Consider the following 13,873-nt stretch of genomic DNA (forward strand, 5'->3'; position numbering starts at 1 on the left):
AATTCTCGATGCTTGAAGTCATATTTTCTTCTTATTTTTGATCAGCTGGAAGTTGCTTTACTACTTCTTTTACAAGCGATAAAAACTGCTGTTTTACTTTTTCAGTCGTTTCAATCACTTCTTCATGATTTAAGGGCTGATCTAAAATACCAGCTGCCATATTAGAAATACAAGAAATACCCAGTACTTTCATACCTGTATGGCGTGCTACAATAACTTCTGGTACTGTAGACATACCGACCGCGTCTCCCCCGATAATGCGAAGCATGCGTACTTCAGCAGGCGTTTCATATGTTGGACCTGTATTTCCTACATATACACCTTCTTGTAAGGCGATATTTAAATCAGCTCCTACTTTCTTCGCTAATTGACGAAGGTCCTTGCAGTAAGCAGTTGACATATCCGGGAATCTTACGCCAAAATCAGAGTCATTAGGTCCAATCAAAGGGTTCGTTCCAAAGTTATTAATATGATCAGAAATAATCATTAAGTCTCCTGGATTAAAGGATTCGTTTACTCCGCCTGCTGCATTCGTTACAATCAACGTTTCTACACCGATTTCTTTCATTACGCGCACTGGAAATGTTACTTTATCAAGGGCGTATCCTTCATAAAAGTGAAAACGTCCTTGCATAGCTACAACCGGTACGTCATGAATGGTGCCAATGACTAATTGACCAGCGTGACCTTCAACTGTTGAAACCGGGAACTCAGGAATGTCGTTGTACGGAATTTTTACCGCGCCTTCAATTTCGTCAGCTAATACCCCTAGTCCAGAACCTAAAATAAGACCAATGGTTGGTGTAACAGCTGATTGATTTTTAATATATGCTGCTGCTTTTTCAATATATTCTTTTTTCATACTCCATTCCCCCTGCTTAATTCAGCTCTTGTAAAAAACTTTTTCCATGCTTAGGCATTGCTACGCCAAAATTTTCTGCTACCGTTGCGCCAATATCCGCAAACGTTTGACGAATAGAAAGTTCTTTTCCTTCTTTCATGCCTTTATTGTACACAAGAAGCGGCACGTATTCACGCGTATGGTCTGTCCCATGATGAACAGGGTCATTTCCATGATCCGCTGTAATAATCAATAAATCATCTTCTTTTAATAAATCAAATACTTCTTCCAAGCGTGCATCATATTCTTCAAGCGCTTGCCCATATCCTTGTGGATCGCGGCGATGGCCATAGAGAGCATCAAAATCAACTAAATTTAAGAAGCTTAAGCCTGTGAAGTCCATGTTTAATGTATCAACTAGCTTATCCATGCCGTCCATATTCGACTTGGTACGAAGAGATTTTGTGACCCCTTCTCCGTCGTAAATATCAGAAATTTTACCGATAGCAATAACATCGATGTCATTGTCTTTTAATTCATTCATTACTGTACGTCCAAAAGGCTTTAATGCATAGTCATGACGATTGGATGTACGAGTGAAGTTACCTGGTTCACCTAAAAACGGGCGAGCGATAACACGTCCAATCATATATGGATCATCAAGCGTTAATTCACGAGCAATCTCACAAATTTTGTACAATTCATCAATTGGAACAATTTCTTCATGAGCAGCAATTTGCAAAACAGAATCCGCTGATGTATAGACGATTAAGTCACCTGTTTCCATATGTTGTTTTCCTAGCTCATCTAAAATTTCTGTACCAGATGCTGGTTTGTTCCCAATGATTTTTCGACCTGTTTTTTCTTCTAGTTGTGAAATCAGCTCTTCTGGAAATCCGTCTGGAAACACATTAAAAGGCGTATCAATATTAAGACCCATAATTTCCCAATGACCTGTCATTGTATCTTTTCCTGCAGAAGCTTCCTGCATTTTTGTATAGTAAGCGAGCGGTTTTTCAGCTTTATCAATTCCTTTAATTTCACGAATATTGCTTAGACCAAGCTTAGCCATATTAGGCATATGAAGACCGTTGCAGTGCTCTGCAATATGGCCAAACGTATCGGCACCTTTATCATTGTATTTTTCAGCATCCGGTGATTCACCGATACCTACTGAATCCATGACAACTAAAAATACGCGTTTATATGTATGCGCCATTTTATTCCCTCCAAATATCAATTTATTTATTCTCTATAAAATTCCCGTTTGGAAATAATTTAACCATCTTCTCTTATTGGTCAGAAGTCTGACCTCTCTATTAGTATAGACGCTTTTTATTTTTTTGTACACAGGAATGAAAGTGTTTTCAATCAAAAAAACCAATGTCTATGAACTTACTGGACATTGGGATCTTCCTACGCTCGCGGGTGAAACTGATTGTATACATCTTTTAAACGTGCTTTTGTGACATGTGTATAAATTTGAGTGGTCGAAATATCCGCATGCCCGAGCATTTCTTGAACAGCTCTCAAATCCGCGCCGTTCTCTAACAAATGAGTAGCAAACGAATGGCGTAACGTATGTGGAGTTAATTCTTTTTCAATTTTTGCTTCAGAAGCTAACTTTTTTAATATTTTCCAAAACCCCTGCCTTGTCAAGCGCCTTCCATGATGATTAACAAAAAGTGCTTTGTCCTGTTCCTTTTGCTTTGTTAAAATACTCCGGCCATGCTGTAAGTACTCTTCAATCGCCTCTGTTGCCAACCTTCCGATGGGGACAATTCTTTCTTTATTCCCTTTTCCGATACACCGAATAAATCCCATCGTCAAATGTGCATCATCAATATTTAAGTTAACGAGTTCAGATACACGAATTCCAGTAGCATAAAGCAATTCAAGCATCGCTTTGTCTCGTATGCCAAAAGGCGTCGAAGTATCAAACACATTTAACAGCGCCTCTACTTCCTCTGCATTTAGCACTTTTGGCAGCTTGCGCTCAAGCTGCGGAGTATCAATATGAACGGATGGATCTGTATCCGCTGCTTTTTCCCTTAGTAAGAATTGATGAAAAGATCTAGTTGAAGCCACATGTCTCGCAATCGTTTTAGATGATTTTTGCTGATCACTTAAATATTTCAGAAAATTAACGATGTGGAGTCTTGTTACTTCATTAAATGATTTCAGCTGCTCTACATGCTCTAAATATTGAGCATACTTTTTTAAATCTCGTTCATACGAATCAATCGTATTTTTCGCCAGTCCCCGCTCTACTACTAAATAATGAATAAAATCTTGAATTTGATCATTCAATAGCCTCTACTCCCCGTTTTGATAAAACATAAATAAACGCTCCAGCCACGTCTGATCTTTGTTCACACTTGCTTGCATGACCTTAACTGCTGAACCCGACGGCTCATCATAACGTTTATAATTTTGATACTCTTGAGATACCCATATCATTCCAAAATAAAACAAAAGAGTAAACCCGGTAAATAAGATAAATACTTTACATGTATTATATACCATTTCAGCCCATGATTTCATGAAACAATTCCTCCAATTTTTGATTCTATTAGAAGATATGCCAATTGGGACAGGTTTTATACATGTTTCTTGCCTTTATACGCTGAGTTCTCTCCTTGTCATTTCCTTCCTTTCTATAAAACCATATAGCTTGTAACCTCTTTATTTTTTCTATTTATGTACAACAAAAAACCTTCTCCATTATGGAAAAGGCTTTTACTGCTTGTCTTCTTTATCCTGACAGCGATGGCAAATGCCATGAAATGTCAAGCGGTGATCTTTAATTTTAAAATTCCATTGCTTTTCCACAATTTCTTCAACGTCTTCAAGCAAATCTTCTTGAATTTCGTCCACAGATCCACATTCCATACACACAAGGTGATGATGAAAGTGTGCGGCTCCTTCTTGTCTTAAATCGTAGCGAGAAACGCCATCGCCAAAGTTTATTTTATCAACAATTTTAAGTTCAGTTAACAATTCTAACGTACGATAAACAGTTGCCAATCCAATTTCCGGAGACTTTTCCTTGACGAGGAGATATACATCTTCGGCACTTAAATGATCCTCTTCATGTTCAAGAAGTACTCTTACAGTCGCCTCACGTTGAGGTGTCAATTTATAGCTAGCTGAGTGCAACTGCTGCTTAATTCGCTCAATTCGACTTTCCATAATTATTCCCTCCCTCGCCATTCACTAATCCATTATATCAGATGTGTCGAGGGTGTCAAAATAAAGTTATTCTTAATAAGAAAAAAGAATTCTTTTTATTTAATACTTATTCTTACTTATTTAATAGAGCCATTACACTTTTCATTAAAGTAGGTGATACATAAGCTTCAACTGTAGCTGCACAGGCAACCAAGCATATCATTGCAATCATCGTGCCGCTATAGCGTAAAAAGGATGCAGAAATAGGCTCCGCTGCTTTTTTAAAAAACTGCTGCCGCACGAGCTTCAAAGAAAAGGCAACTGAAGCTGCAGACAGAATCAGAAATGCCGGTATGAGAAAGATATTTTGCGGCATAACAGATACAAAAGATAGCGCAAACCCAGAGAGTCCCATTTGATTGACTAAAAAGCCTACGGTAAAACCAATCACCATTCCTTTTAAAAACAGCAGAATTAACACTACAGGCAAACCAATAATAGCAATTCCTAGTATCCAAATGAGCCCTAAGTATTTAACATTGTGAAAAAAACTTTGCTGAAACATTTCAACGCTGCTTGCTACTTCCCCACTCTTTACCTGTCCGAAAAACCGGTTTAAATAGAAGTACAGGTCTTCTTTTTGATCAAGCGTCAAACTATTTACAACAATAGCCCCAAAAATGATTCCCATTAAAAACAGCACGGTTACAAATAAATAAATAGAACTGTTTTCTTGAAAATGTCTTGCATACGATAATGGCAATTGTTTTTTTCTCATCGTCTTCCTCCTATTAATCGCTTAATAGAGTGTATGATAGAGTACAAAAACTATGCCAAGAATCTTTTAAATCTATCACATAAAAAAGAGATTAAGACATAATGAAATTAATCTAATCTAAATAAGAACAAATGAGATAGTATGGATAGCTTGTGACACCGCTGTTGATTTTCATGCAAGGCTTCGCTTTCCGCGGGCGGCCGGTGAGCCTCCTCGTCGCGTACGCTCCTGCGGGGTCTCACCTATTCCGCTTTTCCCGCAGGAGTCTTCCCCTTGACCTCCAATCAACCGCTAGAACCAACTACATAAATGAAAGCTACGTTCACCATCAACTTTAAAAAAATCCGAACGAATTTGATTCTAAATCAAGAATCTCTATTTATCGTTCGGATTTTTCTTCAACTAATATATGGTTGTCACACATTTTTTAAGCTAGAGATACGCGCATGCCTGTTTTTTCTCACATCAAATGACGTTTCAATGTAAACCTCTAAATTGCTAGATTGCCGTACGTATGTAAAAGAAAAAACTCTCTTACTCTCCTAATCCGCTTTTTAACTGTAAGTACTGCACAGCATATGCTGTTTTTGCATCGTAAATTTCTTTGTTTTGAATAAGAGTAAGGGCCTCATCTACAGTAACTTCCATCACTTCAACAAATTCATCTTCGTCCAATTCCGCTTTGGTGGTCATCACTTTTAAATCTTCTGCTAAATAAACGTGAACCAACTCATCTGCAAAACCTGGCGATGTGTAAAAAGAAATAATATGGCTAAGGGAATCTGTTGTATAGCCCGTTTCTTCTTCTAACTCACGTTTTGCCGTTACAATCGGCTCTTCTCCTTTTTCCAGCTTGCCGGCTGGAATTTCCACTAAAATACGATCCATCGGTCTGCGATACTGTTTGACCATAACCATTTTATGATCGCTTGTTAACGCAATGACAGCGACAGCTCCAGGATGCTTAACTACTTCTCTTGTACTCGTTTTTCCGTTCGGAAGCTCTACTTCTTCTAAGTACAAATCAATCACTCTGCCTCCAAACAGCTTTTCAGAAGACCGCATTTTTTCTGTTAAATGATCCATTTTCTCCACCTCGTTCTATTTTTTTGACTCTTACATATATTCTATCATACGAATCTTGGGAGGTAGAAAAAATGAAAGTTTATGTTCACGAGAAGCAAATCATTTTAGTCGGTAAAGCATGGGAAATTAAGCAAAAGTTAAAAGAATACGGCGAACAATTTCAGTATGTTGATGAGTGGACGAACGCTATCTCTCAAAATTTTAATTCTTACAAACAACAAGCAGACTGCAGACACTAATTGTGCTGCAGTTTTTTAATCTTCTTATTTGAGTTTCTCTCTATCATAGCGCTACAATAGATAGAAACAAGTAAAAAATAAGGAGTGGCATATATGGAAAAAAGACGCTTAGGTACTTCAGATTTGCTGGTCAGTACATTAGGTTTAGGATGCATGTCTCTTGGCACGGAACAGAAACACGCTGTCAATATGATTGATGAAGCTCTGGAATATGGCATTAATTATTTTGATACAGCAGATTTATATGATTTTGGCTTAAACGAGGAGTTTGTGGGACAAGCTTTAAAAAACCGCAGACATGATATTGTTTTAGCCACAAAAGTAGGAAATCGCTGGAATGATGCAAAAGACAGCTGGACGTGGGATCCGTCTAAAGCTTACATAAAAGATGAAGTAAAAGAAAGCCTGCGCCGGCTTCAAACGGATTACATCGATTTATATCAACTGCACGGAGGGACTGTTGAAGACAATATTGAAGAAACGATTGAAGCATTTGAAGAATTAAAACAAGAAGGCGTCATTCGCTACTATGGTATTTCATCTATCCGCCCGAATGTGATTCGAGAGTATGTGCAAAACTCTTCTATTGTCAGTGTCATGATGCAATACAGCTTGTTAGACAGACGTCCTGAAGAAAGTGCACTTCCCCTTTTGCACGATAACGGCATTAGCGTTGTAGCCAGAGGTCCAGTAGCCAAAGGGCTGCTAACCGAAAAAGGAGAGCAAAAGCTTGCTGCATTCGAAGGTAAGGGATACTTAGACTATAGCGGTACGGAATTATCAAAAACGATTGAAGCATTTCGTCACGTACGACCAAATCACTCTCTGAATTCAACTGCACTTCAATACTGTTTAGCTAATCCTGCGGTAGCCTCAGTTGTAGCAGGAGCAAGCTCTTCTTCACAGCTTCGTGAAAACGTAAAGGCTGTCGAGACCTCCCCGCTACAGCCTACTGAAGTGAGCAAACTGCACTCGATTTTTAAAGCAAATCAATATGAAGCTCATCGTTAAAAAATAAAAGCGCCTTTATCGGCGCTTTTATTTTTTAAACTCGGACCAGTTCATATCACTTTCATTTAACAGTTCTTCAAACGATTTATTTTTTTCTTTTTCTTTTCGAATTCGAGCAGCTTCTTTACGTTCTGTTTCTTTCTGCTCTTCTTCTTTTAAAGAAAGCGCCTGTTTTTTAGCCTGAAGCTGTTTTAATAAGCTATCATTTAGCTGATCTTTGATACTGAGCTGATCATTTTGTTTTTGTGCTGATTGTTTTTGCTTTTTTTTAGCCATCACAATTCCCCCGCTACTTTAATTGAGAGATATTGTATCATATTCTTGCTTTTGTTACCAAAAATCAAAATGCATCTAGTTTTACATGTTCATCAATGATTAAAGTTGGCTCTGTAGACTGTTGAATATCTTCTACCGTATAGCCTTTCGCTACTTCGACAAGTTTTAGGCCTTCTGCCGTAATGTCAATGACCGCTCGATCTGTAATAATACAATCTACTACCCCTTTTCCTGTCAGAGGGAGGGTGCACTCATTTAAGATTTTAGGTTGGTCTTTTCTCGTCACATGTTCCATAATAACAATGATGCGCTGCGCTCCATGAACTAAATCCATTGCACCGCCCATTCCTTTAATCATTTTTCCAGGAATCATCCAGTTAGCTAAGTCACCAGTTTTTGAGACTTCCATGCCTCCTAAAATCGCAATATTAATATGCCCTCCGCGAATCATGCCAAACGATTCAGCACTGTCGAAGTAAGAAGCCCCTTTTGTCGCCGTTACGGTTTCTTTGCCTGCATTAATTAAATCAGGATCTACTTCTCCTTCTTTCGGATATGGTCCAATGCCTAACAGACCGTTTTCGGACTGAAGCACAACCGTTTTATTATCTGAGATATGATTAGCCACAAGCGTTGGAATACCAATTCCAAGGTTTACATAAAATCCGTCCAAAATTTCTTTTTCAGCACGTTTTGCAATTCGCTCTCTCACGTTCACGCCGTTTTCAATCATGAAAAATCTCTCCCCTTTTGTTATTTTTGAACGGTTAAACGCTCAATACGTTTTTCTTGTTCACCAATAATTAACGATTGAACATATACACTAGGTGTGTGGATAATATTTGGATCAAGTGAACCTGTTGGATGAAGTTCCTCTACTTCTGCTATCGTCACTTTTCCTGCTGCTGCAATCATTGGGCTGAAATTGCGCGCTGTCTTGTTATACACTAAATTCCCCATATGATCGGCTTTCCAAGCTCTAACCAAACTAAAATCAGCTTTTAACGCCTCTTCTAGTAAATATTCTTTCCCATCAAACACACGAACTTCTTTTCCTTCAGCAATGGGTGTTCCCACTCCCGCTGGTGTATAAAATGCAGGTATGCCCGCTCCGCCGGCGCGAATCTTTTCAGCTAGCGTGCCTTGAGGTAGCAATTCTACTTCAATTTCTCCTGACAATACTTGTCTTTCAAACTCTTTATTTTCTCCCACGTAAGAGCCAATCATCTTTTTAATTTGTTTGTTTTTCAGAAGCAGTCCAAGTCCCCAGTCGTCTACGCCGCAGTTATTTGAAATTACGGTTAAATCTTTTACCCCTGTTTCAACTAACGCTAAAATCAAATTCTCCGGAATTCCACATAAACCAAAACCACCGACCATCATCGTAGCACCGTCGTGAATATCTTTCACCGCTTCTTTAAACGACGTATGTACTTGTTTCATACATAACCACCCCTTCGTTATTTTTGAAAACGCTTTCTAATCTATTATAAAAGATTTTTATTTCTTTTTAAATATATATATAACTAAAAATTATAATTTAATCATTTTTTTGTCAAAAAAGTTATATTAGTAGACAAAATTCAAAGAAAAACAAAAACGCCACGAGTTCCAAAGCAGTATGTTTGGAATCTGTGGCGTTGTGATATAGCTTTAATGTTTGTTAAAGCTATATCAAAAATTAAGGACGTTCAACGATTGTTGCAACACCTTGGCCTCCGCCAATACATAACGTTGCTAAACCAAGTTTTGCGTCGCGTTTTTGCATTTCATGAATAAGTGAAACCAGGACACGTGTACCACTTGCACCAATAGGATGTCCAAGCGCAATTGCTCCACCGTTTACATTTAAAATATCATGGTTAAATTGAAGTTCACGATCCACAGCGATTGACTGTGCAGCGAATGCTTCGTTTGCTTCTACTAGTTGAACGTCTTCTAATGAAACAGCAGCTCTTTCAAGCGCCTTTTTCACTGCGCTTACAGGACCGATTCCCATAATGCTTGGGTCTACTCCAGCAGTTGCATTAGCTTTAATAGACACTAATGGTGTTAGGCCTAACTCGTCTGCTTTTTTACGGCTCATTACCACTACTGCAGCTGCACCGTCATTGATACCAGATGCATTACCAGCTGTTACTGAACCGTCTTTTTTGAAAGCTGGACGTAGCTTTCCTAGACTTTCAGCCGTTGTGCCTGCGCGTGGGAACTCATCTTGTTCAAAAATTGTTACTTGGCCTTTTCTTCCAGGCACTTCTACTGGCACAATTTCATCTGCGAAACGGCCAGATTGAATAGCTGCTTCTGCTTTTTGCTGACTTGAAGCTGCAAATGCATCTTGTTCGTCGCGAGTAATTTCATATTTATCACACAGGTTTTCAGCTGTAACGCCCATATGGTAGTCGTTAAATGCACACCATAATCCATCTTGGATCATGCTGTCGACTACTTTTTGATCGCCCATTTTAAACCCGTTGCGTGCATTTTTTAATAGGTATGGTGCTTGGCTCATGTTTTCCATTCCACCAGCAACAATCACATCAGCATCCCCAGCAAGAATCGCCTGTGTAGCGAGATGTACTGCTTTTAGTCCTGATCCGCATACTTTATTGATGGTTAATGCTGAAACAGTTTCAGGTAACCCTGCTGCTAAAGTTGCTTGTCGTGCTGGATTTTGTCCTAAACCTGCTTGTAAGACATTTCCCATAATAACTTCATCTACTTCGTTTGCTGATACCCCTGCTTTGTTTAAAGCTTCTTTGATTACAGTACCACCTAAAGTTGTTGCGGATACATTTTGTAAGCTTCCCCCAAAGCTGCCGATTGCTGTACGTACAGCGCTTACAATGACTACTTCTGTTTGACCCATGTCGAAAACCTCTCCTTACTGTTTGATTACTGTGATTAACTGTCACTTGTATTAATTTCGACATCGCTTGCGAAATTCCTCTTTTTTTGTAAAAATTTATAATTTTTATTGAATTTTAATTTTTTAGAATTAAAATAAATATTAGTAAGCGTTTACATTGTGGGAGGAGAGCGGTTTATGGGATTTCCTGAAAAAGTAACAATTATAGAAGTTGGTCCACGAGATGGACTTCAAAATGAAAAAAATTTTGTTCCAACTGATAAAAAAATTAATTTTATCAAAAAATTAAAAGAAGCTGGACTATCTGAAATCGAAATTACATCCTTTGTTTCTCCAAAATGGGTTCCTCAAATGAAAGATGCTTCTACTATTGCACCTATATTCCAGCCTGATACATGCCGAAACATTGTACTGGTGCCGAATCAAAAAGGCTTGGAAAAGGCACTGCAAGCTGATTGCCGCTCGGTTGCGCTTTTTATTGGCGTAAGCGATACTTTTAATCAAAAAAATATTAACAAAAACACCGAAGAAGCTGTCCAAACGCTGCTTCCTCTCATTCAGCAGCTTAAGCAGCAAGAATGTTTTATTCGCACCTGCATTTCCACCGCCTTTTATTGCCCATATGAAGGAAAAATAAATGAACGTGACGTGCTGAGCCTTTGCGAAAGCTTTGTGGAAGCTGGAGTAGATGAGCTAAGCGTTGCCGATACAATTGGCATGGCAAATCCTAAAGATGTATTTTCACTTTTCTCGAAATTAAAACAAAGTTTCCCCCACACGCTACTTGCTGCGCACTTTCACGATACGAGAGGATTGGCTATTGCAAATATCTATGCAGCTCTGCAAGCCGGTATTAACAGGTTCGATTCATCCGCTGGCGGGCTAGGAGGATGTCCATTTGCTAAGGGAGCAACGGGAAACGTAGCTACCGAAGATCTTGTCTTTATGCTTCATGAAATGGGTATTTCCACTTCTATTAATGAAGAAAAGCTGCTCGAAGCGGTCGATTTTATCGCTCCTTACATTTCAAGACCGATTGAAAGCAAGCAATACTCTTTATTTGCACAGCGTTAAAAATTAGGTTTTTATGAGAGCGATGCTATAATAACTAATAGCTATATTAACAAAAGGAGCCGCTAATCATGAAAAAATGGCTATTATTAGTAGGAAGCGTTCTCGGAGCATTTGCCGCTCTTGGCATCTTTTTTACAAATCAAATGATGTACATCCGTAAAAAGACCGACAAAGTTATTATTGACCGCGATACGGAAGATGGCTTTTATGATGAGAAAGTCTATAGCACTCTTCCTAAAGAAGCATTTGTACTTCCTTCTTCTCTAGGCTATAACATAGCTGGAACCGTTATTAAACAACACGATAACAACCGATTTATGATTCTTTCGCATGGAGTCACAGTTCATTCACTGAATTCTATGAAATATGCTCGGCTTTTTCTGAAGCTTGGATGGAACGTCGTTCTTTATGATCATCGCCGTCACGGCAAGTCTGAAGGGAAAACAACGAGCTACGGCTATTATGAAAAGCTGGACCTTCAATCTGTTGTTCACTGGGTAAAAGAACAATTCGGTTCAACTATTTCCCTTGGGATTCACGGGGAGTCTATGGGAGCTGCGACCACTCTTTTGTATGCTGGAATGGAAGACGGAGCTGATTTTTATATTGTCGACTGCCCTTTTTCAGACTTGGAAGAACTTCTTGCCTATCGCTTAAAACAAGATTTCCATCTGCCCAAACAGCTTGTGATGCCAGCAGCCAATATTATTTTAAAATGGCGAGAAGGCTATTCATTTAAAGACGTATCCCCCATTTCAGTCGTAGATCAAATAAAACATCCTGTTCTGTTTATCCATAGTAAAGAAGATGACTATATTCTTCCTAAAATGACCGAGCAGCTGCATGCCAAAAAAATGGGTGCAAAACGGATGTATTTGGCACCTGTAGGCACTCATGCCCGCTCGTATGCTGATAATCCAGGGGAATATGAACAAGTTATTGAATCATTTTTAGAAAAAATACAAAAAGAAGCGCATTAAAGCGCTTCTTTTGTTTTATCGATGAATGACATGCGCGGATTTAAAATTTGAGAAGGACATTTTAGCATAAACGCATATGCACTTTCATTGTAGTCAACCGTCATATTATCATCTAGAAATACTTGCTTTGTTTTTTCGACAAGAACGGGAACAAAATTCGTCTCGATGGTCACATCATCGCTCTCTTTTTCATCAACAATCCATAGCGTCGTTACACCGCTCACCACACAGCCGCATCCATCCGTATCGTATTTCAATTTTAAATATAGTGAAGAATCTTTTCCGTACTTTTCTTGTATTTTTGCTATCGCTTTATCTGTAAAGGTAATATTCATTTTCCTTTAACTCCTTTTAAACTAATTGTATAAACAAACGAAAATTGCTTATATAATGAGTATAATACACATCTTGCTTTCATTAAACTCTGGCGCTTCATATAGGTGTGTACAAAAAGGAGGTTTTTCTATGTCAAAAGTACAAATTAAAGTAATGGATAACGGTTCTTTCCGTGTCACTGGAGACGTTGAATTAATTGATGCAGACGGCAATAAATTTGAAACAAAGCCGACATTTTCACTATGCCGATGTGGCCAGTCGCAAAAGATGCCCTTTTGCGACGGAAATCATAAAGGAAAATTCGACTCTTGTGTGCGCGCTGCAAAAGTTTTAGACGAGCAGTAGATTCATAGAAATACAGCTTTACTGAACGAAAGCATTAACGAAAACATTGATAACCTGTGATTAAAGCACAGGTTATTTTCTATTAAACGCATCCCCTGCCAATTTTTCTACGAGCCCCGGGGCAAGCTGATACACCTTCGAACCCATGTTCATCCACTTAGGCAAGTTGACTTCTCGTTTTGGTTTCCCAATAATATTGACCGTTTTTTCAGCTACGTATTGAGGTGTTAACATAAACTTTTCTACACTTTTTTCATAGTTTCCTGACTGATCCGCTATTGAAAAAAAGTTGGTTTGAATAGGACCTGGATTCACTGCGGTTACATAGATATCCGTTTTTGCTAATTCCATTCGCAGGCTGTTGGTAAACCCTAGCACGGCATGTTTAGAAGCTGAATAGCCACTGGATTTAGGCGTTGCCAGTTTGCCTGCTTGAGAAGCAATGTTAATAATATGTCCTTTGTTTTCTTTTAGCATATAAGCTAAAATTTCTTGTGTACATGCAATTAATCCAATAACATTGACTTGAAACATTGATGCAATTGTCGAAATGGATGCTTCTTTCACTTCTTCAAATACACCAAAGCCTGCATTATTAATCAGCACATCAACACGCTTAATTTCACTTATCATTTTCTGAACAACACTTCTGACTTCCTCTACGTTCGCTACGTCAGCTTTATATATGTAAGAGGTAATCCCATACTTTTGATTAATTTGCTCAGCTACTCGCTGCAGCTTTTCTTCTGTACGTGCAAGTAAAACGGGGACGCCCCCTCTTTTGGCCACTTCATAAGCTAAATGTTCTCCAAGACCTCCTGAAGCGCCTGTAATCACGACATGTTGGTTCTTTAACGAGGATTTCAA

General features: G+C 38.6%; 18 protein-coding genes. 5 read left to right on the top strand and 13 right to left on the bottom strand.

Features of this window, described 5'->3' with window-relative positions; translation table 11 throughout:
• Positions 1-31: 31 nt before the first annotated feature.
• From ACMX9J_RS12935 to ACMX9J_RS12965, 7 genes are all read right to left on the bottom strand, one after another.
• On the bottom strand, positions 32-862 hold the full coding sequence (locus ACMX9J_RS12935) for a purine-nucleoside phosphorylase (RefSeq protein ID WP_416225831.1): 831 nt from the start codon (positions 860-862) through the stop codon (positions 32-34).
• Positions 863-878: 16 nt separating this feature from the next.
• Positions 879-2,060 (bottom strand): phosphopentomutase, encoded by a 1,182-nt coding sequence (deoB, locus tag ACMX9J_RS12940; RefSeq protein ID WP_028411549.1) that lies wholly within the window; start codon positions 2,058-2,060, stop codon positions 879-881.
• 197 nt (positions 2,061-2,257) lie between these two features.
• A complete protein-coding gene (xerD, locus tag ACMX9J_RS12945; protein WP_028411550.1) occupies positions 2,258-3,151 on the bottom strand; it encodes a site-specific tyrosine recombinase XerD in 894 nt (297 codons plus the stop codon).
• A 6-nt stretch (positions 3,152-3,157) separates the two neighbouring features.
• Positions 3,158-3,385 (bottom strand): YqzK family protein, encoded by a 228-nt coding sequence (locus ACMX9J_RS12950; protein WP_013059081.1) that lies wholly within the window; start codon positions 3,383-3,385, stop codon positions 3,158-3,160.
• A gap of 195 nt (positions 3,386-3,580) precedes the next feature.
• Positions 3,581-4,033: a Fur family transcriptional regulator gene (locus ACMX9J_RS12955; protein ID WP_013059082.1), complete on the bottom strand. Its 453-nt coding sequence runs from the start codon at positions 4,031-4,033 to the stop codon at positions 3,581-3,583.
• A 112-nt stretch (positions 4,034-4,145) separates the two neighbouring features.
• The gene (gene spoIIM / locus ACMX9J_RS12960) at positions 4,146-4,790 is read right to left on the bottom strand and encodes a stage II sporulation protein M (RefSeq protein WP_025750451.1); all 645 of its coding nucleotides are present in this window, start codon (positions 4,788-4,790) and stop codon (positions 4,146-4,148) included.
• Positions 4,791-5,324: 534 nt separating this feature from the next.
• The gene (locus tag ACMX9J_RS12965; protein ID WP_028411551.1) at positions 5,325-5,876 is read right to left on the bottom strand and encodes an NUDIX hydrolase; all 552 of its coding nucleotides are present in this window, start codon (positions 5,874-5,876) and stop codon (positions 5,325-5,327) included.
• A gap of 71 nt (positions 5,877-5,947) precedes the next feature.
• Here ACMX9J_RS12965 and mciZ point away from each other — a divergent pair, with 71 nt between their 5' ends.
• Entirely contained in the window at positions 5,948-6,115 is a 168-nt protein-coding gene (gene mciZ / locus ACMX9J_RS12970) for a Z-ring formation inhibitor MciZ (RefSeq protein ID WP_033579730.1), read from the top strand.
• A gap of 93 nt (positions 6,116-6,208) precedes the next feature.
• Complete coding sequence (locus ACMX9J_RS12975) at positions 6,209-7,126, top strand: aldo/keto reductase (protein WP_047749860.1); 918 nt, start codon at positions 6,209-6,211, stop codon at positions 7,124-7,126.
• Between the two features lie 27 nt (positions 7,127-7,153).
• Here the strand turns inward: ACMX9J_RS12975 and ACMX9J_RS12980 are convergent, their stop codons facing one another.
• The 4 genes from ACMX9J_RS12980 to ACMX9J_RS12995 form a co-directional block, all read right to left on the bottom strand.
• Positions 7,154-7,402: a YqkE family protein gene (locus tag ACMX9J_RS12980; protein WP_033579729.1), complete on the bottom strand. Its 249-nt coding sequence runs from the start codon at positions 7,400-7,402 to the stop codon at positions 7,154-7,156.
• Between the two features lie 64 nt (positions 7,403-7,466).
• The gene (locus tag ACMX9J_RS12985; RefSeq protein ID WP_416225832.1) at positions 7,467-8,135 is read right to left on the bottom strand and encodes a 3-oxoacid CoA-transferase subunit B; all 669 of its coding nucleotides are present in this window, start codon (positions 8,133-8,135) and stop codon (positions 7,467-7,469) included.
• A gap of 20 nt (positions 8,136-8,155) precedes the next feature.
• Positions 8,156-8,845, bottom strand: coding sequence for a CoA transferase subunit A (locus tag ACMX9J_RS12990; protein ID WP_028411555.1), 690 nt, complete (start codon positions 8,843-8,845; stop codon positions 8,156-8,158).
• 238 nt (positions 8,846-9,083) lie between these two features.
• Positions 9,084-10,271, bottom strand: a complete 1,188-nt coding sequence (locus tag ACMX9J_RS12995) for an acetyl-CoA C-acetyltransferase (RefSeq protein WP_028411556.1) — start codon at positions 10,269-10,271, stop codon at positions 9,084-9,086.
• Between the two features lie 177 nt (positions 10,272-10,448).
• On the opposite strand from ACMX9J_RS12995, the gene ACMX9J_RS13000 reads away from it, so the two are divergent.
• Complete coding sequence (locus tag ACMX9J_RS13000; protein WP_047749859.1) at positions 10,449-11,345, top strand: hydroxymethylglutaryl-CoA lyase; 897 nt, start codon at positions 10,449-10,451, stop codon at positions 11,343-11,345.
• 68 nt (positions 11,346-11,413) lie between these two features.
• The gene (locus ACMX9J_RS13005; RefSeq protein ID WP_028411558.1) at positions 11,414-12,325 is read left to right on the top strand and encodes an alpha/beta hydrolase; all 912 of its coding nucleotides are present in this window, start codon (positions 11,414-11,416) and stop codon (positions 12,323-12,325) included.
• Here the strand turns inward: ACMX9J_RS13005 and ACMX9J_RS13010 are convergent.
• Positions 12,322-12,660, bottom strand: a complete 339-nt coding sequence (locus ACMX9J_RS13010; protein WP_045292968.1) for an iron-sulfur cluster biosynthesis family protein — start codon at positions 12,658-12,660, stop codon at positions 12,322-12,324. The two genes, ACMX9J_RS13005 and ACMX9J_RS13010, sit on opposite strands and share 4 nt — an antisense overlap.
• A 130-nt stretch (positions 12,661-12,790) precedes the next feature.
• Between ACMX9J_RS13010 and ACMX9J_RS13015 the strand changes: the two genes are divergently transcribed.
• On the top strand, positions 12,791-13,006 hold the full coding sequence (locus ACMX9J_RS13015; protein ID WP_028410691.1) for a CDGSH iron-sulfur domain-containing protein: 216 nt from the start codon (positions 12,791-12,793) through the stop codon (positions 13,004-13,006).
• Positions 13,007-13,078: 72 nt separating this feature from the next.
• Here ACMX9J_RS13015 and ACMX9J_RS13020 read toward each other — a convergent pair whose 3' ends face one another.
• Positions 13,079-13,873 carry an SDR family NAD(P)-dependent oxidoreductase gene (locus ACMX9J_RS13020; RefSeq protein ID WP_047749858.1) on the bottom strand — a complete coding sequence of 265 codons (795 nt, stop codon included), beginning with the start codon at positions 13,871-13,873 and terminating at the stop codon, positions 13,079-13,081.

The sequence above is a fragment of the Priestia sp. RMT2NF4 genome, from assembly GCF_047872835.1.
Taxonomy (GTDB): domain Bacteria; phylum Bacillota; class Bacilli; order Bacillales; family Bacillaceae_H; genus Priestia; species Priestia zanthoxyli.